Origin of the sequence: Micromonospora sp. NPDC049081, assembly GCF_040648835.1 — a bacterium.
GTDB lineage: Bacteria > Actinomycetota > Actinomycetes > Mycobacteriales > Micromonosporaceae > Micromonospora > Micromonospora antibiotica.
Genome location: NZ_JBEZEK010000016.1, coordinates 77,630 through 100,116, shown reverse-complemented (window position 1 = coordinate 100,116; position 22,487 = coordinate 77,630). Strand labels below are relative to the sequence as shown.

22 protein-coding genes and 3 pseudogenes are annotated in these 22,487 nt (G+C 72.7%); 9 read left to right on the top strand and 16 right to left on the bottom strand.

Annotation, left to right across the window (positions count from 1 at the left end; translation table 11 throughout):
- Positions 1-505: 505 nt before the first annotated feature.
- Genes AB0B63_RS22230 through AB0B63_RS22220 form a run of 3 tightly spaced genes read right to left on the bottom strand, consistent with a single transcriptional unit; the run spans position 506 to position 1,764 of the window.
- On the bottom strand, positions 506-691 hold the full coding sequence (locus AB0B63_RS22230) for a DUF397 domain-containing protein (protein ID WP_357021677.1): 186 nt from the start codon (positions 689-691) through the stop codon (positions 506-508).
- A gap of 10 nt (positions 692-701) precedes the next feature.
- A complete protein-coding gene (locus AB0B63_RS22225; RefSeq protein WP_357021674.1) occupies positions 702-905 on the bottom strand; it encodes a DUF397 domain-containing protein in 204 nt (67 codons plus the stop codon).
- Positions 868-1,764 (bottom strand): helix-turn-helix transcriptional regulator, encoded by an 897-nt coding sequence (locus AB0B63_RS22220; RefSeq protein ID WP_208565506.1) that lies wholly within the window; start codon positions 1,762-1,764, stop codon positions 868-870. Before AB0B63_RS22220 ends, AB0B63_RS22225 begins: the two co-directional genes overlap by 38 nt.
- A gap of 108 nt (positions 1,765-1,872) precedes the next feature.
- On the opposite strand from AB0B63_RS22220, the gene AB0B63_RS22215 reads away from it, so the two are divergent.
- Positions 1,873-2,250: a hypothetical protein gene (locus tag AB0B63_RS22215; RefSeq protein WP_357021670.1), complete on the top strand. Its 378-nt coding sequence runs from the start codon at positions 1,873-1,875 to the stop codon at positions 2,248-2,250.
- Between the two features lie 170 nt (positions 2,251-2,420).
- Here the strand turns inward: AB0B63_RS22215 and AB0B63_RS22210 are convergent.
- The 6 genes and pseudogenes from AB0B63_RS22210 to paaA all read right to left on the bottom strand — a co-directional run.
- Positions 2,421-3,338, bottom strand: a pseudogene (locus AB0B63_RS22210) (2Fe-2S iron-sulfur cluster-binding protein); the annotation flags it as partial.
- A gap of 117 nt (positions 3,339-3,455) precedes the next feature.
- Positions 3,456-3,623 (bottom strand): annotated as a pseudogene (locus tag AB0B63_RS22205) (phenylacetic acid degradation protein); the annotation flags it as partial.
- Entirely contained in the window at positions 3,620-4,132 is a 513-nt protein-coding gene (gene paaD, locus AB0B63_RS22200) for a 1,2-phenylacetyl-CoA epoxidase subunit PaaD (RefSeq protein WP_208565503.1), read from the bottom strand. The pseudogene AB0B63_RS22205 and the gene paaD, both read right to left, overlap by 4 nt.
- A 19-nt stretch (positions 4,133-4,151) precedes the next feature.
- A complete protein-coding gene (gene paaC, locus AB0B63_RS22195; RefSeq protein ID WP_357021666.1) occupies positions 4,152-4,877 on the bottom strand; it encodes a 1,2-phenylacetyl-CoA epoxidase subunit PaaC in 726 nt (241 codons plus the stop codon).
- The gene (gene paaB, locus AB0B63_RS22190) at positions 4,874-5,185 is read right to left on the bottom strand and encodes a 1,2-phenylacetyl-CoA epoxidase subunit PaaB (protein WP_208565501.1); all 312 of its coding nucleotides are present in this window, start codon (positions 5,183-5,185) and stop codon (positions 4,874-4,876) included. Before paaB ends, paaC begins: the two co-directional genes overlap by 4 nt.
- On the bottom strand, positions 5,182-6,255 hold the full coding sequence (paaA, locus tag AB0B63_RS22185; RefSeq protein WP_208565500.1) for a 1,2-phenylacetyl-CoA epoxidase subunit PaaA: 1,074 nt from the start codon (positions 6,253-6,255) through the stop codon (positions 5,182-5,184). Before paaA ends, paaB begins: the two co-directional genes overlap by 4 nt.
- A gap of 368 nt (positions 6,256-6,623) precedes the next feature.
- Between paaA and AB0B63_RS22180 the strand changes: the two genes are divergently transcribed.
- Positions 6,624-7,607, top strand: coding sequence for a hypothetical protein (locus AB0B63_RS22180; RefSeq protein ID WP_208565499.1), 984 nt, complete (start codon positions 6,624-6,626; stop codon positions 7,605-7,607).
- A complete protein-coding gene (locus tag AB0B63_RS22175) occupies positions 7,607-8,572 on the top strand; it encodes a hypothetical protein (RefSeq protein ID WP_357021661.1) in 966 nt (321 codons plus the stop codon). The genes AB0B63_RS22180 and AB0B63_RS22175 overlap by 1 nt, the downstream gene beginning before the upstream one ends.
- A gap of 26 nt (positions 8,573-8,598) precedes the next feature.
- Here AB0B63_RS22175 and AB0B63_RS22170 read toward each other — a convergent pair whose 3' ends face one another.
- The 3 genes from AB0B63_RS22170 to AB0B63_RS22160 all read right to left on the bottom strand — a co-directional run bounded on the left by AB0B63_RS22170 (position 8,599) and on the right by AB0B63_RS22160 (position 11,558).
- The gene (locus AB0B63_RS22170; protein ID WP_357021658.1) at positions 8,599-9,450 is read right to left on the bottom strand and encodes a menaquinone biosynthesis protein; all 852 of its coding nucleotides are present in this window, start codon (positions 9,448-9,450) and stop codon (positions 8,599-8,601) included.
- 33 nt (positions 9,451-9,483) lie between these two features.
- Positions 9,484-10,821 (bottom strand): MFS transporter, encoded by a 1,338-nt coding sequence (locus tag AB0B63_RS22165; RefSeq protein WP_357021655.1) that lies wholly within the window; start codon positions 10,819-10,821, stop codon positions 9,484-9,486.
- A gap of 155 nt (positions 10,822-10,976) precedes the next feature.
- Positions 10,977-11,558 (bottom strand): metalloregulator ArsR/SmtB family transcription factor, encoded by a 582-nt coding sequence (locus AB0B63_RS22160; RefSeq protein WP_357021652.1) that lies wholly within the window; start codon positions 11,556-11,558, stop codon positions 10,977-10,979.
- 211 nt (positions 11,559-11,769) lie between these two features.
- On the opposite strand from AB0B63_RS22160, the gene AB0B63_RS22155 reads away from it, so the two are divergent.
- From AB0B63_RS22155 to AB0B63_RS22130, 6 genes are all read left to right on the top strand, one after another.
- Entirely contained in the window at positions 11,770-13,842 is a 2,073-nt protein-coding gene (locus AB0B63_RS22155) for an AAA family ATPase (protein WP_208565494.1), read from the top strand.
- Positions 13,843-14,025: 183 nt separating this feature from the next.
- Positions 14,026-14,655 carry a transporter gene (locus tag AB0B63_RS22150; protein ID WP_208565493.1) on the top strand — a complete coding sequence of 210 codons (630 nt, stop codon included), beginning with the start codon at positions 14,026-14,028 and terminating at the stop codon, positions 14,653-14,655.
- On the top strand, positions 14,652-14,963 hold the full coding sequence (locus AB0B63_RS22145) for a transcriptional regulator (RefSeq protein WP_357021647.1): 312 nt from the start codon (positions 14,652-14,654) through the stop codon (positions 14,961-14,963). The genes AB0B63_RS22150 and AB0B63_RS22145 overlap by 4 nt, the downstream gene beginning before the upstream one ends.
- Positions 14,960-15,913 (top strand): ABC transporter ATP-binding protein, encoded by a 954-nt coding sequence (locus AB0B63_RS22140; RefSeq protein WP_357021644.1) that lies wholly within the window; start codon positions 14,960-14,962, stop codon positions 15,911-15,913. The genes AB0B63_RS22145 and AB0B63_RS22140 overlap by 4 nt, the downstream gene beginning before the upstream one ends.
- 12 nt (positions 15,914-15,925) lie before the next feature.
- Positions 15,926-16,663, top strand: a complete 738-nt coding sequence (locus AB0B63_RS22135) for an ABC transporter permease (RefSeq protein ID WP_219465826.1) — start codon at positions 15,926-15,928, stop codon at positions 16,661-16,663.
- 93 nt (positions 16,664-16,756) lie between these two features.
- Positions 16,757-17,524, top strand: coding sequence for a VOC family protein (locus tag AB0B63_RS22130; protein WP_357021641.1), 768 nt, complete (start codon positions 16,757-16,759; stop codon positions 17,522-17,524).
- Positions 17,525-17,591: 67 nt separating this feature from the next.
- On the opposite strand, the gene AB0B63_RS22125 is transcribed toward AB0B63_RS22130, so the two are convergent.
- The 4 genes and pseudogenes from AB0B63_RS22125 to AB0B63_RS22110 all read right to left on the bottom strand — a co-directional run.
- The gene (locus AB0B63_RS22125) at positions 17,592-18,383 is read right to left on the bottom strand and encodes an ABC transporter ATP-binding protein (protein WP_357021638.1); all 792 of its coding nucleotides are present in this window, start codon (positions 18,381-18,383) and stop codon (positions 17,592-17,594) included.
- A gap of 233 nt (positions 18,384-18,616) precedes the next feature.
- Positions 18,617-19,651, bottom strand: a complete 1,035-nt coding sequence (locus AB0B63_RS22120; protein WP_357021751.1) for an iron ABC transporter permease — start codon at positions 19,649-19,651, stop codon at positions 18,617-18,619.
- Between the two features lie 223 nt (positions 19,652-19,874).
- A complete protein-coding gene (locus tag AB0B63_RS22115) occupies positions 19,875-20,810 on the bottom strand; it encodes an ABC transporter substrate-binding protein (protein WP_357021635.1) in 936 nt (311 codons plus the stop codon).
- A gap of 372 nt (positions 20,811-21,182) precedes the next feature.
- Positions 21,183-22,481 (bottom strand): annotated as a pseudogene (locus AB0B63_RS22110) (M14 family metallopeptidase); the annotation flags it as partial.
- Between the last annotated feature and the right edge of the window lie 6 nt (positions 22,482-22,487).

Sequence of the window (22,487 nt, the reverse complement as noted above, 5' to 3'; positions counted from 1 at the left end):
AAACCGACACCCGGGTGGCTCCGTCAATCCCAGGATCCGAGCCCGGTCACCACTGCGTTGGGCGGCGGGACAGACCGCCCACCGGGACCCGATACCGACCCGCCCACCGTCACCCGTCGTAGTCGACCGTCAGCGCGTCGGTCACCGGGCTGGCCTGGCAGGTCAGCACGTAGCCGGCGGCCACCTGCCCGCCACCCCGTCGAGGATGACCACCAACCGGGTGCACAGAAGTCGAAGAACGCGAACGGTTCGTCCGAACCGATGCCCGCGCCGCGACTCCGGTCGGCCGGCTTCGCCTCGGTCGCGTCGACCGGTGGCCGGCAGTTCCCACGATCAGTTCGACTGCCCGGAACGGCGCACCATCCACCCGACCTTCGTCCGCCGACACCGCCGCCCCGCCCCAGAAATCAAGATCCAATTGCGAAAGGGAGAAGACACGCCGACGAAGATGCGCGAAACAGCAATGTGATCACGCACCCCACACCTCAACCGCCCATACCCGGCGTCAGAGCCCGGAACGCACCGACGGATGAGCGACGAACGCGGCCCACGACCGGCGCTCGAAAGCCAGCACCGGCCCCGCCGGATCATTCGAATCGCGTACGCCCACTACCCGAGCCGCCTCGGCACAGTTGGCGTTGGAGCCGCTACGGGTCGACTTACGCCAGGCCACACCGGAAAAATCAGGCATGGTCGTCAGATCACCACGATGACGGACGCGTCGACAGGTCAGCGACGAAGGCGGACCAGGCCGACCGGTCGAAGGCCAGCATCGGCCCGGACCGGTCCTTGGAATCCCGCACCCCCACCACATGGGCTGCTGCGGCCACCTCGACACAGTTGGTGTCGGAGCCGCTGCGGGTCGACTTACGCCAGGAAGCCTCCGACAACTCTGCGATCATCATCTGCGGCTCGCTCCCGCTCGTGCTCCGCTGCGACCTGGCCTATCAACTTCATCGATTCGGCCGGGTTCAACGCCGACCTCGCCAGCGTATCCGCCTCCCGACGGAACACGTCCACCTGATCCGGCTTCTCCAGAAAGATGCTGGAGATCCTGTGCTCCAGGTGCACCACCGGCGGGAGCCGATCGAAGTCGAACAGGACGAACGCTCCGTCCAACCCGGAGTGCCCGGCGCACTCCAGCGGCAGCACCTGGAGCGTCACGTTGGGCCGATCCATCATCTCGATCAGATGGTGGAGCTGTCGGGCCATCAGACGACGACCGCCGAGCGGCCGACGCAGCACCATCTCGTCGATGACCAGGCTCAGTTCCGGTGGCTCGTCCCGGGCCAGGATCGCCTGCCGACCCAGTCGGGCCGCGACCCGCGCCTGGGCGTCCGCCGGGGCCACCCCGCACGCCTTCATCAGAGCGCTGGTGTAGTCCGGCAACTGGAGCAGGCCCGGCACCAGCAACGGCTCCCAGCCCACTATCCGGGTCGCTTCGGCCTCGAACCGGATGAAGGTACGCGACCACGGGGTCAGGCCGGCCGAGTGCGTCTCCCACCAGCCCGGCTCCCGGCCGCGTCTGGCCATGTCGAGCAACCGTTTGCGCTCCTCGCCGACGACACCGTAGATGGCCAGCAGCGCGGCGATCTCTTCCAGCCGGATGCCCTGCTGGCCGGTCTCGATCCGGGAGAGCTTCGACGGCTGCCAGCCGAGTTGGGTCGCCACCCCCGAGCCGGTCAGGCGTCTGGCCCGTCGCACCTGCCGCAACTCGCCACCCAACCCACGGCCCACCACGGTCGGCGCGCTCTGCTTCGCCACCAGGACTCCCTACCGATCGCTATTGACATCTCGCCCTGAGCAACCTCACCATAATCGCAAATTGCTATTCAAGCCAAAGCTTGCGTCACAAGATGAAGGAGTGTCGAAGTGACCGCCTCGAACATCGTCCGTCCCTCACCCGCCTGGCTGCGACCGTACGATCCGGCTGACTCGCCCGGTCCGATCCCGTCCGTGGTCGAGCGGTTCCGGCGGCGCAGGCGGGACGAGCCGGAGCCGCCGAGTGAGGCCGAGCGGGAGGCCGCCCGCTACACGGTGGTGCTGGCGTCACCCGACGCGGCGCAGGCGCTCGGCGACGATCGGGGCGAAGTCGGGCTGCAACTGTTCCGCGACGAGGACTGGGACGGCAATCCGCCGCACCTGGACGAGGCGGTCAGGCTGATCGGGGAGGCCTGTGGGGAGCCGGTCGCCCTCACCGAGCACCATTCCGACCTCACCTACTGGACCGCCCACCTCCGCACCGACTGACAGGTCGCCGGGACCGCGAATCAAGCACAAACCCGTCGATCCCGGGTGAGTCGCCGACGTCATCAGCTCGACAGGGCCCGCAACAGACACAGGACCCCCGCCCGAGAGCGAGGACAGGGCCGCCGCCCCCCGGAAGCTCGAAACCACTGCCGGCAGCGCCGCCGACCCGGCTAGCCGTCGTAGTCGACCGTCAGGGTGTCGGTGGTCGGGCTGGACTGGCAGGTCAACACGTACCCGGCGGCCACCTCGTCCGGCTCCAGGGCGTAGTTGCGGGCCATCGTCACCGCACCGGACACCACCTTCGCCCGGCAGGTCGAGCAGACCCCACCCTTGCACGCGTACGGCAGCTCGCCGCGCACCTTGAGCGCCGCGTCCAGCACCCGCTCGTCGCGGCCCATGGTGAACCGGGACGATCGGCCGTCCAGCACGATGGTCACCTCCGCGCCACCGGTCGACTCGCCCGTCCGGCGGACCGGCTCGGGTGGGGTGTCGACGTGGAACAGTTCGGTGTGCACCGCCGACTCGGGCAGGCCCCGGCCGGTCAGCACCGCCTTCGCGTCCAGCACCAACTGGTAGGGGCCGCAGAGGAACCACTCGGCGATCGCGTCACCGGGCACGATGGTGTCCAGCAGCCGGGTCAGCCGGTCGGCGTCGATCCGGCCGGACAGCAACGGCGACTCACCCGGCTCCCGGGACAGCACGTGCACCAGGTGCAGCCGGGTCGGGTAGCGGTCCTTCAGGTCGGCCAGCTCCTCGGCGAACATCACCGTGTTGGCCGTGCGGTTGCCGTACACCAGGGTGAAGGTGCTGGCCGGCTCGACGGCCAGGGCCGTCGCGACCAGCGCGAGCACCGGGGTGATGCCGGAGCCGGCGACCACCGCGCCGTAGTGGCGCACCCGGTCCGGCGCGAACGCGGTGGTGAAGTGTCCCAGCGGGGGCAGCACGTCGACGGTGTCGCCGTGCCGCAGCGCGCCGCAGGCGTAGCTGGAGAACGCGCCGCCGGGGATCTCCCGCACCCCGATCCGCAACCGGCCGTGCCGGGCCAGCTCCTCGGGTGTGGAGCAGATCGAGTACGACCGCCGCACGTCCGCACCGGCGGCACCAGCGGCACCGGCCGCAGCCGGCCCACCTTCGACACCCGGCCCGTCGACCGCACCGGACGGCACGGTGACGGCGGTGTCGGCCGACCCGGCAACGGCGGGCAGGCGGACGGTCAGGTGCTGGCCGGCGGCGAACGCGAACGTCGCCCGCAGCTCCTCGGGCACCGCGAAGGTGATCGCCACGGCGTCGTCGGTGAGCCGGTCGACGGCGGCGACCGCCAGCGGGTGGAAAGCCGGCCGGCGGCGGACCGGGCGGGTGATGGTGACAGTCACAGCGCCTTCAGGTGGTCGAAGGGTTCGGAGCAGGAACGGCAGCGCCAGAGCGCCTTGCACGCGGTGGAGCCGAACCGGCTGACCTGCTCCGTCTCCGGTGATCCGCAGCGCGGGCAGCGGACGGCCAGGGTCAGCGGCACCACCCCGGGTGGGCGGCCGGACCCCGGCGCGGGCGACGGGCCCGCCGTACCGGCCGGAGCCGGCGGGGCGATGCCGGCGGCGGCGAGCTTGGCCCGGCCACCCTCGGAGATCCAGTCGGTGCTCCAGGCCGGGCTGAAGACCGTCCGGACCTCGGCGTCGGGATGCCCGGCGACCGCGAGCGCCCGCCGGATGTCGGCCCGGATCACGTCCATCGCCGGGCAGCCGGTGTAGGTGGGGGTGATCGTGACGAGCACCCGGCCGGTGGTCGGGTCCTCGTCGACCGCCCGCAGGATGCCCAGCTCGTCGATGGTGATCACCCGGATCTCCGGGTCCACCACCGCCGCCACGGCCGTCCTGGGGTCGGTCACCGGTGCCACCCCGGCCGGCTCACCACTGCGCCCCGGGGTGGGCGCGGTGCAGCACCTGCATCTCGGCCAGCAGGAAGGACAGGTGCTCGGTGTGTACCCCGTCGCGGCCACCGCCCGGCGTCCAGCCGGTCGCCGGGCGGGTCAGGGTGGCCTCGGCCAGCACCGGGGAGACCACGGCGTCGAAGTCGGCCCGCAGGCCGGCCGGGTCGACCGGGGCCACCGGGTCCGCCGTGAACAGCTCATGGTGGTACGGCCAGAGCTGGTCCACCGCAGCCTGGGCCCGACGGTGCGACTCGTCGGTGCCGTCGCCGAGCCGCTTCACCCACAACGCGGCGTGGTCCAGATGGTAGGCGGACTCCTTGCGGGCCTTGGCCCCGATCGCGGCGAGCCGCTCGTCGGCGCACCCGGCCAACGCGGTGTAGAGCGGCAGCTGGTAGGCCGCGAGCAGCAGCAGCTTCACCATGGTCACCGCGAAGTCGCCGTTGGGCAGCTCGACCAGCAGACAGTTGCGGAACTCCCGGTCGTCGCGCAGGAACGCCAACGCGTCCTCGTCCCGGCCGGCGCCCTCCAGCTCACCCGCGTACGACAGCAGGAGGCGGGCCGCGCCGAGCTGGTCGAGGGCGATGTTGGCCAGCGCGATGTCCTCCTCCATCTCGGGGGCGCGGGTGGCCCACTCGCCGAGCCGCTGGGCGGCCACCAGCGCGTCGTCGCCGAGGGCGAGGGCGAAGTCGAGAGGACCCTTCACAGGTGGTCCACCCCGTCCGGCACCTCGTAGAAGGTGGGGTGGCGGTAGACCTTGTCGGCGGCCGGGTCGAAGAAGGCGTCCTTCTCGTCGGGGCTGGACGCGGTGATCGCGCCGGCCGGCACCACCCAGATCGAGACGCCCTCCTGCCGGCGGGTGTAGAGGTCCCGGGCGTTGCGCAGGGCCAGCTCGGCGTCGGGGGCGTGCAGGCTGCCGACGTGGGTGTGCGACAACCCACGGCGGGCCCGGACGAAGACCTCCCACAGCGGCGAGGTCACCGGGGTCCGGGGCGGTTCACCGGGCGTGCTCACGCGGCCACCTTCTCCCGCTGCGACTCGGCCCGCTGCTTCGCCGCGTACGCCGTGGCCGCCTCGCGGACCCACGCGCCGTCGGCGTGCGCGCGGCGGCGGTGTTCCATCCGCTGCCGGTTGCACGGGCCCTCGCCCTTGATCACCCGCATCAGCTCGTCGTAGTCCGGCTGGGTGAAGTCGTACGCCTGCCGCTCCTCGTTCCAGCGCAGGTCGGGGTCGGGGATGGTGAGGCCGAGGATCTCCGCCTGCTGCACGCACATGTCGACGAAGCGCTGCCGCAGCTCGTCGTTGGAGAACCGCTTGATCTTCCAGGCCATCGACTGGGCGGAGTGGGTGGAGTCACCGTCCGGTGGGCCGAACATCGCCAGTGACGGGTACCACCAGCGGTCGAGCGCGTCCTGCGCCATCGCCCGCTGCGCCGGGGTGCCGTGCGACAGGGTGTGCAGGATCTCGAAGCCCTGCCGCTGGTGGAAGGACTCCTCCTTGCAGACCCGGATCATCGCCCGCGCGTACGGCCCGTAGGAGCAGCGGCACAGCGGGACCTGGTTGACGATCGCCGCGCCGTCCACCAGCCAGCCGATCGCGCCCACGTCGGCCCAGGTGAGGGTGGGGTAGTTGAAGATCGAGCTGTACTTCTGCCGGCCGTCGAGCAGCAGCTCGACCAGCTCGTCCCGGCTGACGCCCAGGGTCTCGGCGGCGGCGTAGAGGTAGAGCCCGTGGCCGGCCTCGTCCTGCACCTTGGCCAGCAGGATGGCCTTGCGTTTGAGGGAGGGGGCCCGGCTGATCCAGTTCCCCTCCGGCTGCATGCCGATGATCTCCGAGTGGGCGTGCTGGGCGATCTGCCGGACCAGGGTCCGACGGTAGGCGTCGGGCATCCAGTCGCGGGGTTCGATCTTCTGATCGGCGTCGATCACGTCGGCGAAGTACGCCGCCGGATCCTCGCCGGGCGCGGCGGCACCCTCCCGGCTGCGGGCCGCCGCCTCACGCAGCGCCACCTCGGCGGCCTCGACCTGACCGAGCAGGCCACCGCCGGGCGCGTCCTCCTGCGGGACGAAGTCGTTGCCATACATTCGCCAAGTGTTACAGCTCGCCGCCCATGGCACCAGAGGGTGTAACAGGATTTGAGTAGCGGCTTCCGTTACCAGGCGGATGCGCTCGGTCGACACCAGGACACCTGCTCGGATATGACTTGGGTCACTGATCAAAGATGAATACCCACAATGGGCACAAACCGTGCCTATATCTCGACTTCCCGGCAGTTTGCCGTGCGTCGGATTCTGGCGAGTCGGCTGTCCGGACGTAGACTTCCCCGGTCACCACCGATCGGCTACCGACGATCGCCAGCGAGACACAGGCCACTCCCCCGGCCTCGGCGGTCGAGCCGACACCCGCGGAAGCAGCCGGTCCCCCCGGCCTGACATCTGGAGTTCACCCACGCATGCGATCTCGCGTGATCATGGTGCTCGCCGTTATGGCGGTGCTGCTCGGCACCGGCCTGCTGGTGCCGACCGCCTACGCCAAGCTCGCCGGCGACGACCCGACCGGCGGCACCGGCGGCGGCACGGCGGAGAAGGTGCCCGCGCCCGCACCCACCGCGCCACCGGCGCCCACCCTGGCCGGCGCCCCGGTCTCGGTGAACTTCACGGGGGAGTTCTTCGCCTGGGCCCTGCAGGACCGCAAGACCGGTCAGCTCTCCGGCTCGAAGAACATGACCTCGACCAGCTCCACCGAGTCGATGCTCAAGGTCTGGATCGTCTCCGACTACCTGCGCGAGCTCGGCGACGAGAAACCGCCGGCATCGATGTTGAAGAACGCGAGCCTGGCCATCCGGGACAGCAACGACGACGCCACCAACCGGATCTATGCGAAGTCGGGCGGCTCGTACCGGGCGCTGAGAAACGGTCAGCCCGGCCCGGTGCTCAAGCGGGCGATCAACATCTGCGGCCTCAAGGACACCAGGCCCGGCAACGTCCCCGGCTACGAGGGTTGGTGGAGCTTCACCCGGATGTCCCCCCGCGACGCCGCCCGGCTCGGTGACTGCATCGCCGACGGCACGGCCGCCGGCCCCCACTGGACCAAGTGGGTGCTCAACGAGATGGCCCAGGTCCGGGGCAGCGTGAGCAAGCAGATGGCCCGCTCCGGCGGCGGCCGCTGGGGCATCATCGACGGCCTGCCCGACGAGATCACCAAGCAGGGCCCGGTCGCGATGAAGAACGGCTGGACCCCCCTCAGCTACGACAGGAACTGGCACGTGAGCTGCCTCGCCGTCACCGACAAGTGGAGCCTCGCCGTGATGATGCGCTACTCGATCAAACAGCCGTTGAGTTACGGCGCCAAGGTGTGCGCCAGCGTCGCCACCCAACTGGTCACCCCGCAGCCCGGCGCCGCGCTCAAGGTGCCGCAGCCGGTCGGGAAGCTCTGATGGCGGGCAGCCGGCGGAGCAACCGCCGTGGTCGGCACGACAGCCAGCCGGTGAAGCTGATCGCCGTGGCCGCGATCCTGGTCGGCCTGGTGCTGGTCTCGCTGCGGCTGCTGCCCGGCTCGCCGCTGGAATCCACCGCCGCCTCGCACTGGGGTGACTCGTCCGCCGCACCCCGCTCCGACGGGGCAGCCGACCGGCACAACCGCCCCAACCGCCCCAACCTGCCCACCCCGGCACCGACCTCGACCCGTTCGCTGACGCCGCTGCCCTTCGCCGACCGGGACCTCGACCTCAACCTCCAGGGCTGGTACTCCTGGAGCGTACTGGACCGCCGCACCGGCAAGATCATCGGCTCGGACAACATGGGCGAGACCAGCACCACCGCCTCGCTGATCAAGTCGTGGATCGTCGCCGACTACCTGCGCCGGGCCGCCGACGCCGGGCAGACCCCGAGCGACGCCAAGCTCGCCGACGCCACCCGGATCATCCGGGACAGCGACAACACCCGGGCCGAGCAGTTCTACAACGGTGTCGGCCGGTCGGCCTCGATCAAGCGGCTGATCTCGATCTGCAAGCTCACCGACAGCAGCGTGTCCGCCGACGGTGGCTGGAGCCGGACCAACCTCTCCCCCCGCGACACCGCCCGCCTCGGCAACTGCATCGCCGACGGCCGCGCCGCCGGCCCCACGTGGACCAAGTGGCTGCTCAACGAGATGAAGCTGGTCCGGGGCTCGGGCGACTTCGGCATCCGCAAGGCTTTCCCGGCGGCCGAGCAGAAGAAGATCGCCATCAAGAACGGCTGGATCGACCGGACCCGCGAGCAGGAGATGCACATCAACTGCCTGGCCATCGGCGACACCTGGACGATGGGCGTGATGGTCCGCTACCCGATCAACCTGGGCTACGAATACGGCATGAAGAACTGCCAGAAGATCACCGAGGCGCTGCTCCAACCCGCCACCTGACCGGGGGCGGTCCGGGGCCGGTGCGCTCAGCCGGCGAAGAACTCCGGGCCGCCGTCGGGCAGGGCGGGGGCCTCGCCGGTCGCCGCCACCCGACGGGCGAACTCGCGCAGGCCGGCGACCTGCCGCGCGCCCAACGAGAAGTCGAGGGCACGGAAGTACGTGGCCAGCGTCGCCGCGTCGAACGGCTCCCACCGGGCCGCCGCCTCGGCCACCTGGTCCAGCTCGGCCAGGCACAGGTCACGGGACCGCAGGAACGCCTCGTGCACCTCCTTGACCAGGCCCGGGTGGGCGGCGGCGAAGTCCCGGCGGACCGCCCAGACGGCGAAGACCATCGGCAGCCCGGTCCATTCCCGCCACGCCTGCCCGAGGTCGGTCACCGCCAACCCCCGACGGGGCGCCTCGTAGAGGGCGCGTAGCGCCACGTCACCGATGAGCACCCCGGCGTCGGCCTCCAGCAGCATCTGGGTCAGGTCCGGCGGGCAGCGGAAGTACTCCGGGTGGACGCCGTACCGGTCGGCGAGCAGGAGCTGGGCCAGCAGCACCCCGGTACGCGAGGTCGAGCCGAGGGCGACCCGCCCGCCGTCCAGCTCGGCCAGCGGCCTGGTGGAGACCACGTTGACCGAGAGCACCGGCCCGTCGCTGCCCACCGCGAGGTCCGGCAGGAGCAGCAGCTCGTCGGCGTGCCGCAGGTATTCCACCTGGGAGATCGGGCCGATGTCCAGGTCACCGGCGACCAGCGCGGCGCTGAGCCGGTCCGGCGAGTCCTTGTGCAGGTCGACGTCGAGCAACGCGCCGGAGCGCATCAGCCCCCAGTAGATCGGCAGGCAGTTGAGGAACTGGATGTGCCCGACCCGGGGACGTGCCACGCGCTCAGCCATGACCCGACCGTATCCCCGCCGGTCCGGGGCAGCTCATCGGGAGGCCCGGGGAGTGGTCAACCCCGCACCGTCTCCCCTCGTCGGAGTGCCTGCCCCGACCCGGGGCGGTCCGGCGGCCTCCGACAGCGGCGGCCCGTCCCCGCTCCACGTCGGTGTGCGCGGGCCGGAGCGGGAGTGACGCACCGCCCGGGTGACCACCGGCACGAACGCCAGCACCACCAGCAGGCCGGCGATCCCGGCGGCGGCGATCAGCGGGCGCGGGGGGAGCACCGCCAGCAGCGCGCCGCCGATCAGGTAGCCGGCCATGGAGCCGCCCTGGACCGCCGCGCCGATGACGGCGTACGCGCGGGCGCGCAGCGGCTCGGGCACCCGCCGGGCGGTCAGCACGTTGGCGAAGACGTTGTCACCGCCGTTGGCCGCGCCGCCGATCAGCCAGAGCGGCACCAGCAGCGCCGCCGTCGGGACGGTCGCCGCGAGCACCACGACCAGGCTGCACCCGGCGAGCGTGGCGAGCACCCCGTGGACCAGCGCGCCGTCGTCGGTGAGCCGGCGGGCCACCCGGGCGGCCAGCCAGCTGCCGGGCAGCATGCCGGCCATCCAGGCCGCCCCGACCAGGCCGTAGACGGTGGCCGAGGAGTCAAGCGTCTCCCGGATGAAGAACACCTCGATCACGTTGATGCCGCCGATCGCGGTGATCACCGCCGCCGTGCTGACCACCAGGGCGAGCATCAGCGGGTCCGCGCGCAGCCGCCAGGTCGGGGCGGGACCGGTGCCGACGGTCGCGGTCACCGCCCGCCGGCCGCCCCGCCGGGTGCGCAGCGCCAGGCCCGCGCCGACCAGCGCCAGGTAGCTGACGGCATCCAACAGCAGCGGTACGCGGGTGCCGAACTCCCCGACCAGCAGCCCGGCGAGCACCGGCCCGGCGAGTGCGCCGAGCGAGCCGGCGGTCTGGCTGACGGCGCTGGCCCGGGGCAGGTCGCCGGGGCGGACCATCGCCGGCAGCAGCGCCGCCAGGCAGGGCTGGGTGACGGCGAGCCCGCAGGCGAGCAGGGCGACCAGGCCGATGACGACCACCGGTTGCGTGGCGAAGGCGAGCAGGACGCAGATCACCGCCTGGATCGACCCGACGGTGACCAGCAGGGTACGACTGTCGACCCGGTCGGCGAGCCGGCCGGCCAGCGGCGCGCAGAGCACCAGCGGCAGGGTGGCCGCCAGTAGCAGTCCGGAGACGGCCAGGCCGCTCGCCCCGGCGGACTGGAGGGCCAGCGCCAGCGCGGTGGCGGCGAGGAAGTCCCCGCAGATGGTGGTGCCGCGGGCGGTGGCGGCGATCCAGACGTCGGACCAGCGCGACCCGCCAGTTGTGAAGGACATACTTCGAAAATAATCCTTCACAACTGGTCGAAGCAACCCCTACCCGTGGCTGATCAACTCCTTGTCATCGATGTAGCGGTATTCGACGGCCCTGACACCGCCACGTCAGCGTCACAGCGACTACGCACCTGACCGGGGGCGGGGCAGGGGCGGGTCTAGAGCGGGATCGTGCGGTACTGGGCCGCGACGACGCGGGCGTCGGCCGGTGGATCGACCAGCCGGTTGCGCTGCCGGTACGGCTCGAACAACGCCATCACCGCGTCGTTCAGCCCGGCCAGCTCCTCGGCGGTGAGCAGCAGCAACGAGTCACTGAACAGGGCACCGCGATACCACTCGGGGGGCTCGTCGGCAGCGTGCCGCAGCCAGGTCCGCATCCGCTCGGCGTCCCGCGCGGAGTGCGCCTCGACCAGTGCCTGTTCGGCGGCCCGCGCCTCCGGGCCGGCCCCCTGCCCGGCCTCGACCAGCCAGCTCTGGCTGAACGCACGCCACACCCGCTCCCGCGCGTCACCCCGGCTGGGCGCCTGCTCGACCAGGCCGAACTTCGCCAACGCCCGCAGGTGGTAGCTGGTCGCACTCGGCGACAACCCGGCGATCTCGGCCAACTCGGTGGCCGTCCCGCCCCCCGCACGCGTGCTCAGATGCTCCATGATCGCGATCCGGGCCGGGTGGGCCAGCGCCCGCATCACCTGCGGGTCGCTGATCGTCATCCGGCGCGGCTCGGGGTGCGGCTCGGTCATGACCCCATGATCCCGCCTGCCCGGGACCCCGGCCAGCAACCGGCCGCCACACCGGGGCGGGGAATTGGGTGGAGTGGAGGCTGGGCGGCGCGTAGGCTGATTGACCGCTCGACGGCCGTGGTGAGGTAGCCACCGCAGCGGACGTCCCCACGCGCCAAGGACCTGTCCTGGATACGCGGGCGAGCCGATCGAGACCGCCAAGAGGATCACCGTGCCCGCAACCGACGAACGCGGCAGGACCCACCCCGAACCCACCCGCCTCGAAACGGAACTCAGCGCCGAGCAGGCCCACCTGGAAACCTCCCGGCAGGCCCTCCGCCGGATGCGGGAACGCGCCCAGTCGCTCTTCGCCACCGGTGACAAGGTCGCCGGGGACGCGTACACCGCCGAGCAGCTCGGCCGGCACCTGGCCCGGCGGGTCGCCGAACTGGCCGACGACCCGACCACCGCGTTGTTCTTCGGCCGGCTGGACTTCGGCCCCACCGACCCCGAGCACGCCGGCCGGGGCTACCACGTCGGCCGGCGGCACGTCACCGACGAGCGGGGCGAGCCGCTGGTGCTGGACTGGCGGGCCCCGGTGTCCCGCTCGTTCTACCGGGCCAGCGCCCGCGACCCGCAGGGCGTCGCGGTACGACGGCGGTTCGGGTTCAGTGCCGGGGCGCTGACCAGCTTCGAGGACGAGCATCTGGACCGGGGCGAGGAGCTGGGCACCACCAGCCGCATCCTCACCGCCGAGATCGAACGCCCCCGGGTCGGGCCGATGCGCGACATCGTCGCCACCATCCAGCCCGAACAGGACGAGCTGGTCCGGGCGGACCTGGCCGACTCGATCTGCGTGCAGGGCGCCCCGGGCACCGGCAAGACGGCGGTCGGGCTGCACCGGGCGGCATACCTGCTCTATCTGCACCGGGAGCGGCTGCGCCGCGCCGGGGTGCTGATCGTCGGCCCGAACCGGGCGTTCCTGTCGTACATCGCGGCGGTGCTGCCCGCCCTCGGCGAGGTCGAGGTGGCCCAGGCCACCGTGGAGGACCTGGTCGCCCGGGTGCCCGTCCGGGCGGTCGACGACCCGGCGGTGGCCGCCCTCAAGCACGACCCCCGGATGGCCGAGGTGCTCCGCCGCGCCGCAGCCGCCCGGATCACCGCCCCCACCGAACCGATCATGGTGTCGGACGGGTCGTTCCGCTGGCGGATCGGCCTGGACCCGCTGCACCGGGTGATCGAGGAGACCCGCCGGGAGGGCCTGCCGTACGACACCGGGCGGGAGCGGGTCCGGGCCCGGGTGGTGGGGTTGCTGCAACGCCAGGCCGAGGCCCGCCGGGCCGAGTCGCCGGGGGACGCCTGGCTGCGCCGGATGGGGAAGTCCCGACCGGTGACCGCCTTCCTCGACGCGGCGTGGCCGGCGCTGACCCCGGAGGGGCTGGTGCACTCCCTGCTCGCCGATCCGGGCCTGCTGGCCGCCGCCGCCGACGGCCTGCTCACCCCCGCCGAGCAGGCCCTGTTGCACGGCACGAAGCTGGGCCGGACGCCGAAGGCGACCCGGTGGACCGCCGCCGACACGGTGCTGATCGACGAGGCGGCCGGGCTGATCGAACGGGCCGCCGGGTTCGGGCACGTGGTGGTCGACGAGGCGCAGGACCTCTCCCCGATGCAGTGCCGGGCCATCGCCCGACGCAGTGAGCACGGCTCGATCACCCTGCTCGGCGACCTGGCCCAGGGCACCGCGCCGTGGGCCGCCACCGACTGGCGCGACTCCCTGGCCCACCTGGGCAAGCCGGACGCGGTGGTGGTGCCGCTGACCGTGGGTTTCCGGGTGCCCGCCGTGGTGGTCGCGTTCGCCAACCGGCTGCTGCCGGAGTTGGCGGTCGACGTACCCCCGGCGGTGTCGTTGCGGCGTGACGGGGCGCTCGACGTGCGTACCGTGGCCGATCTGGCGGCGGCGACGGTGACCGAGGTGCGCGCGGCGCTCGGGCACGACGGCTCGGTCGGGGTGATCGCCGCCGACGACGCGGTGGACGGGCTGCGGGCGGCCCTCGCCGCCGCCGGGGTGCCGACCGCGACCGCCGACGACCCGACGGCCTCGGCGCGGGTCACCGTGGTCCCCGCGACCCTGGTCAAGGGCCTGGAGTACGACCACGTGGTGGTCGTGGAGCCGGCCGCGATCGTGGCCGCCGAGCCGCGCGGCCTGCACCGCCTCTATGTGGCGCTGACCCGGGCCGTGTCCGGGCTGTCGGTGCTGCACACCGCTCCGCTGCCCGGCCCGCTCGCCGAACCACCGACGCCCTGACCCCGACCGGCGGAGCCGACCACGGCCGGTAGCCGACCCCGACCGGCGTCGGCGGCGGGCCGCCCGGCCGGGCATCCTCCGCCGTGCCGCCGGTGGTGCCGCCACCGCGCCGGGTGGAACAGCCGCTGTCCGGTGGGCGACCCGGCCCACCACCCCTCGACTTTGTGTTTTAAAGTAGTTTGCATGACCCCCGATGACGAAGCCGCCCCGCTCGACGCCGCCGAGGCGATGCGGCTGATCCGCGAGCAGCAGGCCAGCACGGTCCAACGGCTCGAACCCGACCCCCGGGTGCACTACTGGCCCTGGGGATTCGCCTGGCTGATCGGCTTCGGGGTCTACTTCCTGCGGTTCTCCCCCGACGGGCGCACCCTCGTCGACATGCCGGCCTGGCTGCCGCTGACCCTGCTGTTCGTGCTGCTCGCCGCCGCCGCGGTGGTCTTCGGAGTGGGCAGCGCCCGCGCCTACCGGCACGTCGCGGGCGAGTCCGCGCAGCGCGGCAGGTGGTACGGCACGGCCTGGGGCCTCGGGTTCTTCAGCCTGTCCGTGGTGATCGGCCGGGTCACCGACAGCCTGCCGCCCGATCTCGCCGGGCTGCTCTGGTCGGCGCTGTCGGTGGGGCTGACCGGCGCCCTGCACATGGCCGGCGGGGCGATCTGGCTCGACCGCACCCTGTTCCGCCTCGGCGTCTGGCTCACCGCCGTCAACATCGTCGGCGTCATCGCCGGCCCCGGCTGGCACGCGCTGGTGGTCTCGGTGGCCGGTGGCGGTGGACTGCTGGTGGCCGGCGCGCTCGCCCGGCGGCGGCACGGATGACCGAACTCGACCCGGTCATCCACGCCCAGGCCCGCCTGCGGGTGGTGGTCACCCTCGCCACCCTGGCCGACGGCGACCGGATCACCTTCCCCCGCCTCCAGGAACTACTCACGATGACCGCCGGCAACCTCTCCGTCCACCTGCGCAAGCTGGAGGACGCCGGCTACGTCGAGATCGACAAGACCCACCGCGGACGCACCCCGACCACCCTGGTCCGGCTCAGCCGGCGCGGGCGGCGGGCCTTCGAGGAATACACCGAGAACATCCGCGCCCTGCTCGACCCGCCCGACCCCAGGGAGACCCGATGATCCTCGCCCACGCCGACCAGGCCACCCGCCGGTACGGCGACGTCCTCGCCCTCGACCGGGTCGACCTGACCGTCTCCGCCGGAGAACTCGTCGGCCTGCTCGGGCCGAACGGCGCCGGCAAGAGCACCCTGATCAACATGCTGGTCGGGCTACGCCGGCCCAGCGCCGGCCGGGTCGAACTCTTCGGCGGCGACCCCCGCCAGCCGGCCTCCCGGCGGCAACTCGGCGTCACCCCGCAGGAGACCGGCCTGCCCGGCACCCTCCGGGTCGGCGAGGTGGTCGACTTCGTCGCCGCGCACTTCCCCGACCCGGTACCCCGGGGCGAACTGCTCGACCGGTTCGGCCTCACCGACCAGGCGAAACGACAGACCGGCGGGCTCTCCGGGGGGCAACGGCGACGGCTCGCCGTCGCGCTGGCCTTCGTCGGCCGGCCCCGGCTGGTCGTCCTCGACGAACCCACCACCGGGCTCGACGTCGAGGCCCGGCACACCCTGTGGGAGGCCATCCGGTCGTTCCACGCCGACGGCGGGACGGTGCTGCTGAGCAGCCACTACCTCGAAGAGGTGGAGGCGTTGGCGCAGCGGGTCGTGGTGCTCGGGCAGGGCCGGGTGCTTGCCGACGACACCGTCGGCGCGATCCGGGACATCGTCGGTGTCCGCCGGGTCAGCCTGGCCGCCGACGACCTGCCCGCGCTGCCCGGCGTGGTCGCCACCGAGCACACCGACGGGCGTACCCACCTGCTCACCACCGACGCCGACCAACTGGTCCGCGACCTGGTCACCGCCGGGGTGGCGTTCCGTGACCTGGAGGTCCGCCCCACCTCGTTGGAGGAGGCGTTCCTCACCATCACCGCCGCCGGGACCACCGCCGACCCGACCCGGACCACCGCCGACCCGGCCGGGACCGGCACCGCCACCAGCGCCGCCGTCGGCGGCCGACCCACCGCCTGAGGAGTCGACGCCGTGCCGCTCACCCTGGTCCACGCCCGCTACCAGCTCCTTGAGATCATCCGCGTCCCCGTCGCCGTGGTGGGCAGCGCCTTCTTCCCCGCCGCCGCGATGCTCTTCTTCGTCGTCCCGTTCGCCGGGGACGACCCGACCGGCGCCACCTACGCCACCGCCGCGATGGTCACCTTCGCGGTGATGAGCGCCAACATCTTCCAGTACGGCATCGGCGTCGCCGAGGACCGCGACCAGCCGTGGAACCCGTACACCCGGACCCTGCCGGCGGGGCCCGGACCCCGCCTGGCCGGGCGGATCCTGGCCGGGCTGGTGCTGACCTACCTGTCGATGCTGCCCGTCGTGATCATCGCGGCGGTCGCCACGGCCGCCCGGGTCACCCCGGTCGGGCTGCTGCTCGGCGCGGTCACCGTCGCGGTCGTGTCGGTGCCGTTCACCCTGCTCGGTCTCGCCATCGGCTACTCGCTGCCGAGCAAGGCGGCGATCGTCGTCGCACAGGTCATCTTCTTCCCGCTGGCCTTCGGCGGCGGTCTGCTCTCCGCCCCGGGCGACGCGCCCGGCTTCATCCAGGTGGTCGCGCCGTTCCTGCCCACCCGGGGGGCGGTCGAACTGATGTGGGCGGCGGTCGGCGACTGGCGGCCCGACCCGCTCGCCCTGGCCATGCTCGGGGTCTGGATCGTGCTGCTCGCCGCCCTCTCCGGCTGGGCGTACCGGCGCGACGAGGGTCGCCGGTTCAGTTGACCTTTCGCCGGTTCGGCCCGGTGACCGGCGACCGGTGCCACGATGCCGGCAGGGCGTCGCGCCGGCACGCCCCCGCAGCCGAGAGGGGCCGACGTGCGCACCGTCGCCGCGGGCACGCCCTGCTGGACCGACCTGGCGACCCCCGACCTGGACGCCGCCCGGCGGTTCTACCCGGAACTGTTCGGCTGGACCGGCCGGATCACACCGGAACCCGGGCCGGCCGGCTACACCACCTTCCGCCGCGACGGCCGGGCGGTGGCGGGCGCCGGCCCACCGGCCGACCCGGACCAGCTGCCGGTCTGGTCGACGTACGTGGCAACCGACGACACCGACCTGGTCACCACCCGGGTCGACGCGGCCGGCGGGCAGGTGCTGGTCGCCCCGTTCGACGTCCTCGACGCGGGGCGGATGGCGGTCTTCGCCGACCCGGCCGGCGCGGTGTTCAGCGTCTGGCAGCCGATGCGGATGCCCGGCGCGGAGTTGCTCGACGCCCCCGGGGCGATGTGCTGGAACGAACTGGTCAGCCCCGACCCCGAGGGCGCGAAGGTCTTCTACGAACTGGTCTTCGGCTGGCACCCCGAGGAGCAACCCGCCGGCGGGCCCGGCTACACCGGCTGGCGGTGCGGGGCGCGGATCGTGGCCGGGATGCTGCCGACGACCGACGACGGTGGCGCGCGGCCGGCGTACTGGTCGGTGTTCTTCGCGGTGGCCGACGTGGACGCGACCGCCGCCCGCGCCACCACCCTCGGCGGCACCATCGTCACCCCACCCCGGGACACCCTGCTGGGCCGCCGTGCCGCCCTCCGCGACCCCCAGGGCGCCTACTTCTCCCTACTTCGCCCCGCCGCCGATACCCCCTGACCAGCCGCCCGACGGCATCCGGACGCCCGCCGGCACCGTCGACCGCGCGGCCCGGCACCGTCGACCCTCAGGTTCGCCGGGGCTCGGGGCGGGTGGGGACCACCAGCGGGCCGTGGTCGCCGGGGATGACCCGGACCCGGGCCCGGTAGTGGTGGGACAGCAACTCCTCGGTGAGCACCTGCTCGGGTGGGCCCGCCGCGACGACCCCGCCGTCGGCGAGCAGCACCATCCGGTCGGCGTACTCACCGGCGACGGAGAGGTCGTGCATGGTGGCCAGCACGGTCAGGCCGTGCGCCCGGCGCAACTGGTCGACCAGCTCCAACACCTCCTGCTGGTGGCCGATGTCCAACGCGCTGGTCGGCTCGTCCAGCAACAGCAGGGTGGCGCCCTGGGCGAGCGCCCGGGCCAGGAAGACCCGCTGCCGCTCCCCACCGGAGAGGGTCGACAGCTCCCGCCGCTGGAACCCGGTCAGATCCAACCGGTCCAACACGTCGTGCACGGCGGCCAGGTCCGCCGCCGACTCCCGACCCAACGGCGCGATGTACGGGGTCCGCCCCAGCAGGACGTAGTCGAACACCGACATGCCCGCCGGCACCACCGGGGACTGCGCCACCGTCGCCACCACCCGGGCCCGGTCCCGGCGACGCAGCGCGCCGGACGGCGTACCGAACAGCGAGACCGCGCCCGGGGCGGGCAGCAGGCCGCCGACGGCCCGCAGCAGGGTCGACTTGCCGGCACCGTTCGGTCCGATCACGGTGACCCACTCACCCGCGGCGACCGTCAGGTCGACGCCGGCCAGGATCACCTCCCCACCGAGCCGCACGTGCAGCCCCCGCACCTGCACCGCCGGCACGGTCACGGGACCGCCTTTCGTTCGCGGCTGCGGGGCTCGCAACACCGGCTCACTCCTCGCGCTCACGGGAACACCTCTGTTCGCGACTGCGGGGCTCGCAAACCCGGCTCACTCCTCGCGCTCACGGGACCACCTCTGTTCGCGGCTGCGGGGCTCGCAACACCGGCTCACTCCTCGCGCTCACGGGACCACCTCTGTTCGCGGCTGCGGGGCTCGCAACACCGGCTCACTCCTCGCGCTCACGGGAACACCCGGCGGGCGGTGCGCAGGACCAGGACGAAGAACGGGCCGCCGAGCAGGGCGGTCACCACGCCGATGGGGATCTCGGCGGGGGCGGCGGCGGTCCGGGCGACCACGTCGGTCAGCGCCAGGAACGCCCCGCCGAAGAGCATCGACAGCGGCAGGATCACCCGGTAGCTCGACCCGGCCAGCAGCCGTACGGTGTGCGGCACGATGATCCCCACGAAGCCGATCAGGCCGGACGCGGAGACGGCGGCGGCGGTGCCGAGCGAGGCGGCGGCGATCAGCAGGTAGCGGGACCGCTGCGGGTGCAGGCCGAGGCTGGCCGCCTCGTCGTCGCCGACGGAGAGCACGTCGAGTTCCCGCCGGTGCAGCAGCACCACCACGGCGGTCAGCACGAAGTACGGCAGGATCAGCCGGACGTCGCCCCAACCGGCGGTGCCCAGCCGCCCGAGCAGCCAGGAGTAGACCATCTGGATGCTGTCGGAGTGCCGTTGCAGCAGGTACGTCTGCCCGGCGGAGAGGAACGCCGACACCGCCACCCCGGCCAGGATCAGGGTGGCCGGTGACCGGTCCCGCCCGCCGGCCGCCCCGAGCAGGTACGTCAGGGCGACCGCCCCGAGCGAGCCGACGAACGCGGCGAGCGGGATCGTGACGGGCATCCCGGTCAGCGACCCGCCCGCCCCGACACCGCCCAGCGTGATCACGGCGGTCACCGCGAGCCCCGCGCCGGCCGCCACCCCCAGCAGGTACGGGTCGGCCAACGGGTTGCGGAACACCCCCTGGTAGCAGCCGCCGGCCAGGGCGAGCAGACCGCCGACGAGCAGGCCGAGCACCACCCGGGGCAGCCGCAGCTCGGTGACGATGGCGATCTCGCGTTCGGTCAGCCCGCTGTCGAGGCGTACCCCGGGCAGCAGGTTGAGCAGTTCGGCGGCGACGCTGCCGGGGGGCAGGCCCACCGGGCCGAGGGACACCCCGGCGACCAGGGCCACCAGCACGGCGAGCACCCCGGCGGCGAGCCAACGCTTACGCAGCCCGGCCGGTCGGGGCGTACCGGCGGCGACCTTCGGGGTGCGGACCCACCCGACGCCGGGCCGTCGAGCCGGGGCGGGCACGGCCGGGCGGGACCCCGCCGGCTCGGAGCCCGCCGGGGGAACGGCGGCCGGGCCGGGGTCGGGCAGGCCGGACGGCCGGGACGCGTCGGGCGTCCCGGCCGGTCCGGGGCCGGTGGGGCGCACGGTCACCGGGGGTGGACCGTCACGCGGGCACCTTGGCGGTGGCGTCGACGATCGACCGGAGCAGGTCGACCACGCGCGGCCCCCAGCGGGAGGCGACGTCGTCGTCGAGCGCGACGACCTGGTTGTTCTTGACGGCGGTGATGCCGGCCCAGCCGCTGCGGGCCTTGACCGTGTCGGCGCTCTGCTGGCAGCACTTCACGTCGGCCAGGAAGACGAAGTCGGGGTTCGCCTTGACGATGACCTCCTGGGAGAGCTGCGGGTAGCCGCCGTTCTTGCCGTCGGCGTCGGAGGCGTCGGCGATGTTCTGCAGCCCGGCCAGCGCGTAGATCGAGCCGATGAAGGTCTTGCTGGTCGCGCTGTACAGCTCCGGCCCCAGCTCGTGGTAGTAGGTCAGCTTCGTGGACCGCTGCGGCAGGTCCTTGGTGAGCTTGCCGATCTCGTCCTTCATCCGGGTGGTCACGTCGGCCGCCTCGGTCGGGTGGCCGGTGAGCGTGCCCAGGTCGGTGAGCTGCCGGTAGGTGTCGTCGAGGGTGGCCGCCGCCGGGGTGAGCAGCACCGGGACCTTCAGCGCGGTGAGCTGGGCGACGATCTTGTTGGTGTCGTTGGCGAGCACCACCAGGTCGGGGTTCTTGCCGGCGATCGCCTCGGCGTTGGGCTGGAAACCGGACAGCTCGCTCTTGGGCGCGTCGGCCGGGTGGTTCGACTGGTCGTCGACGGCGGTGACCTGCGAGCCGGCCCCGATGGCGAAGAGCATCTCGGTCGCGGTGGGCGACAGCGAGACGATCTTCTCGGGCCGCTTGTCCAGCGTGAGGTTACCGACGGTGGCCGGGAAGGCGGCGGCGGAGCTGCTGCCGGCGGCGGGGGTGTCGTCGGAGGTCTTCTCGGCGCACGCGCCGAGGGCGAGGGCCGCCACCGCGAGGGTCGCGGCGAACAACCGGGGGGTACGTCGGGACATCGGTCCTCCTGTCGGTCGAGGAGCGTGGTGCTTCGCCGACAGGGCCGCTGGCGTGCCCGTCCGCGAGGCGCCCTTCCTCGAGAGCGCGTGTCGCGACCGACCGCAGGCGACCTGGCTCGTCCCCACACACGACGACGCCGGCCACTCGGGGCCGGGCGCCGGGGCGGGTCACCGGCGGGGCCGGGAACCACGGTGGGGCATCTCAGTTGCGGGACAGCGCCGGTTTCGCACCGGCTTCGCTGCGGGTCGATCGGGTGCCACGGTAGCGCACGACCAGCGAAGATCGTCTGGTCGGTGGGGGTGGGTGGGGTCCCGTCGGGGGCTTACGGGACCCCACCCGGAGTGACGTCCGGTGGGTCAGCAGTAGGTGCTCTGCTTGTTGATGACCCGGTAGGGGCAGTCGGCGTACTCCGACAGGAGCAGCACCGCCTCCTTGTTGCGGGAGGTCTGGGCGGGGATCACCTCGTCGGGCGGGTAGAAGCCGCCACCGGCTCCGGACGACCCGGGGTACATCTCGAAGGTGTACGCCCAGATCTTGTGGGTCGCCCACATCCAGTCGAGGCTGTCGCCGTCGGTGATGTAGAGGTCGCTGGACTGCTCGGGGGTGTAGCCGTTGGTGGCCGCCATCCGCTGCCCGAGGGTGGCGAAGGTGTTGTACTGGTCGGCGGTCATCCCGCTGGGGGTGTTGGCCGTGGTGTAGCCGAACGGCCAGAGCACCAGCTGCGAGTAGGTGTGCCAGTCGATGTTGGCCTTGATCTGCTGCACCCCGCCGACGACCCGGCTGTTGACGAAGTCCCGCAGTGCCTTGGTCTCCGGCGCGGAGAAGGCGGACGGCCCCCGGTAGGTGCTCGACGACGGCGCACCGGACGAGCCGCCGCAGCAGCCCCAGTTGTAGCCCCAGTTGCGGTTCAGGTCGGTGCCGACCGCCGCCGCGCCGCTGTTGGGCTGCCGGTTCTTGCGCCAGGACCGGTAGGAGCCGGTGGCGATGTCGTACTCGCTGCCGTCCGGGTTGACGGTGGGGACGATCCAGATCTCCCGGGAGTTGACGATGCTGGTGATCCGCGAGTCGGTGCCGTAGCTGTCGGTGAACAGGTTGAGCAGGTAGATCGCCATCTCGACGGTCAGGTGCTCGCGGGCGTGCTGCTGGGAGTTGAACAGGATCTCCGGTTCGGCCTCGTCGGTGCCGACGTTGTCGGAGATCTTCACCGCCATCAGGTCGCGGCCCTCGTACGACTTGCCGATGCTGATCTTGCGGGCGATGGCCGGGTGGTCGGCGACCACCTGGTTGACCACTGTGGTCAGCTCGGCGTAGTCGTGGTAGTTCGAGTCGGCCGGGGGGAAGGCGAGGGCACTGGCCCCCTCGGCGGGAGCCGGCGCGGCCTCCCGCTCCAGCCGGAAACCGAGCCGGGTGATCGCGGCTGCCTCGGACCGGGTCGCCGAGACGTACAGCACGCCGTGTTCAGCGGAGTCGATCGCCGCGCCGGTGCGGGCGACGGCGTTGCGGTCGGCGAGGGTACGCGGGCCGAGCACCCGGTATTCGGCGGCGGCGGCGGGCTCGGGCTCCGGGGCCGGGCGCGCAGAGACCGGCCCGGTGGCGACGGCGGTCAGGCCGAGGCCGGCGACGACGGCGAGCGCCAGGCGACGCCGGAAGGGGGAGGTGCGGAAGGCCATGAACAT

What these genes read in the sequence shown, in the direction of transcription:
- AB0B63_RS22230 (WP_357021677.1), bottom strand. Translation starts at nt 691, where the DNA reads ATGCCTGATTTTTCCGGTGTGGCCTGGCGTAAGTCGACCCGTAGCGGC.
- AB0B63_RS22225 (WP_357021674.1), bottom strand. Translation starts at nt 905, where the DNA reads ATGATGATCGCAGAGTTGTCGGAGGCTTCCTGGCGTAAGTCGACCCGC.
- paaA (WP_208565500.1), bottom strand. Translation starts at nt 6,255, where the DNA reads ATGTATGGCAACGACTTCGTCCCGCAGGAGGACGCGCCCGGCGGTGGC.
- AB0B63_RS22180 (WP_208565499.1), top strand. Translation starts at nt 6,624, where the DNA reads ATGCGATCTCGCGTGATCATGGTGCTCGCCGTTATGGCGGTGCTGCTC.
- AB0B63_RS22175 (WP_357021661.1), top strand. Translation starts at nt 7,607, where the DNA reads ATGGCGGGCAGCCGGCGGAGCAACCGCCGTGGTCGGCACGACAGCCAG.
- AB0B63_RS22170 (WP_357021658.1), bottom strand. Translation starts at nt 9,450, where the DNA reads ATGGCTGAGCGCGTGGCACGTCCCCGGGTCGGGCACATCCAGTTCCTC.
- AB0B63_RS22165 (WP_357021655.1), bottom strand. Translation starts at nt 10,821, where the DNA reads ATGTCCTTCACAACTGGCGGGTCGCGCTGGTCCGACGTCTGGATCGCC.
- AB0B63_RS22160 (WP_357021652.1), bottom strand. Translation starts at nt 11,558, where the DNA reads ATGACCGAGCCGCACCCCGAGCCGCGCCGGATGACGATCAGCGACCCG.
- AB0B63_RS22150 (WP_208565493.1), top strand. Translation starts at nt 14,026, where the DNA reads ATGACCCCCGATGACGAAGCCGCCCCGCTCGACGCCGCCGAGGCGATG.
- AB0B63_RS22145 (WP_357021647.1), top strand. Translation starts at nt 14,652, where the DNA reads ATGACCGAACTCGACCCGGTCATCCACGCCCAGGCCCGCCTGCGGGTG.
- AB0B63_RS22140 (WP_357021644.1), top strand. Translation starts at nt 14,960, where the DNA reads ATGATCCTCGCCCACGCCGACCAGGCCACCCGCCGGTACGGCGACGTC.
- AB0B63_RS22115 (WP_357021635.1), bottom strand. Translation starts at nt 20,810, where the DNA reads ATGTCCCGACGTACCCCCCGGTTGTTCGCCGCGACCCTCGCGGTGGCG.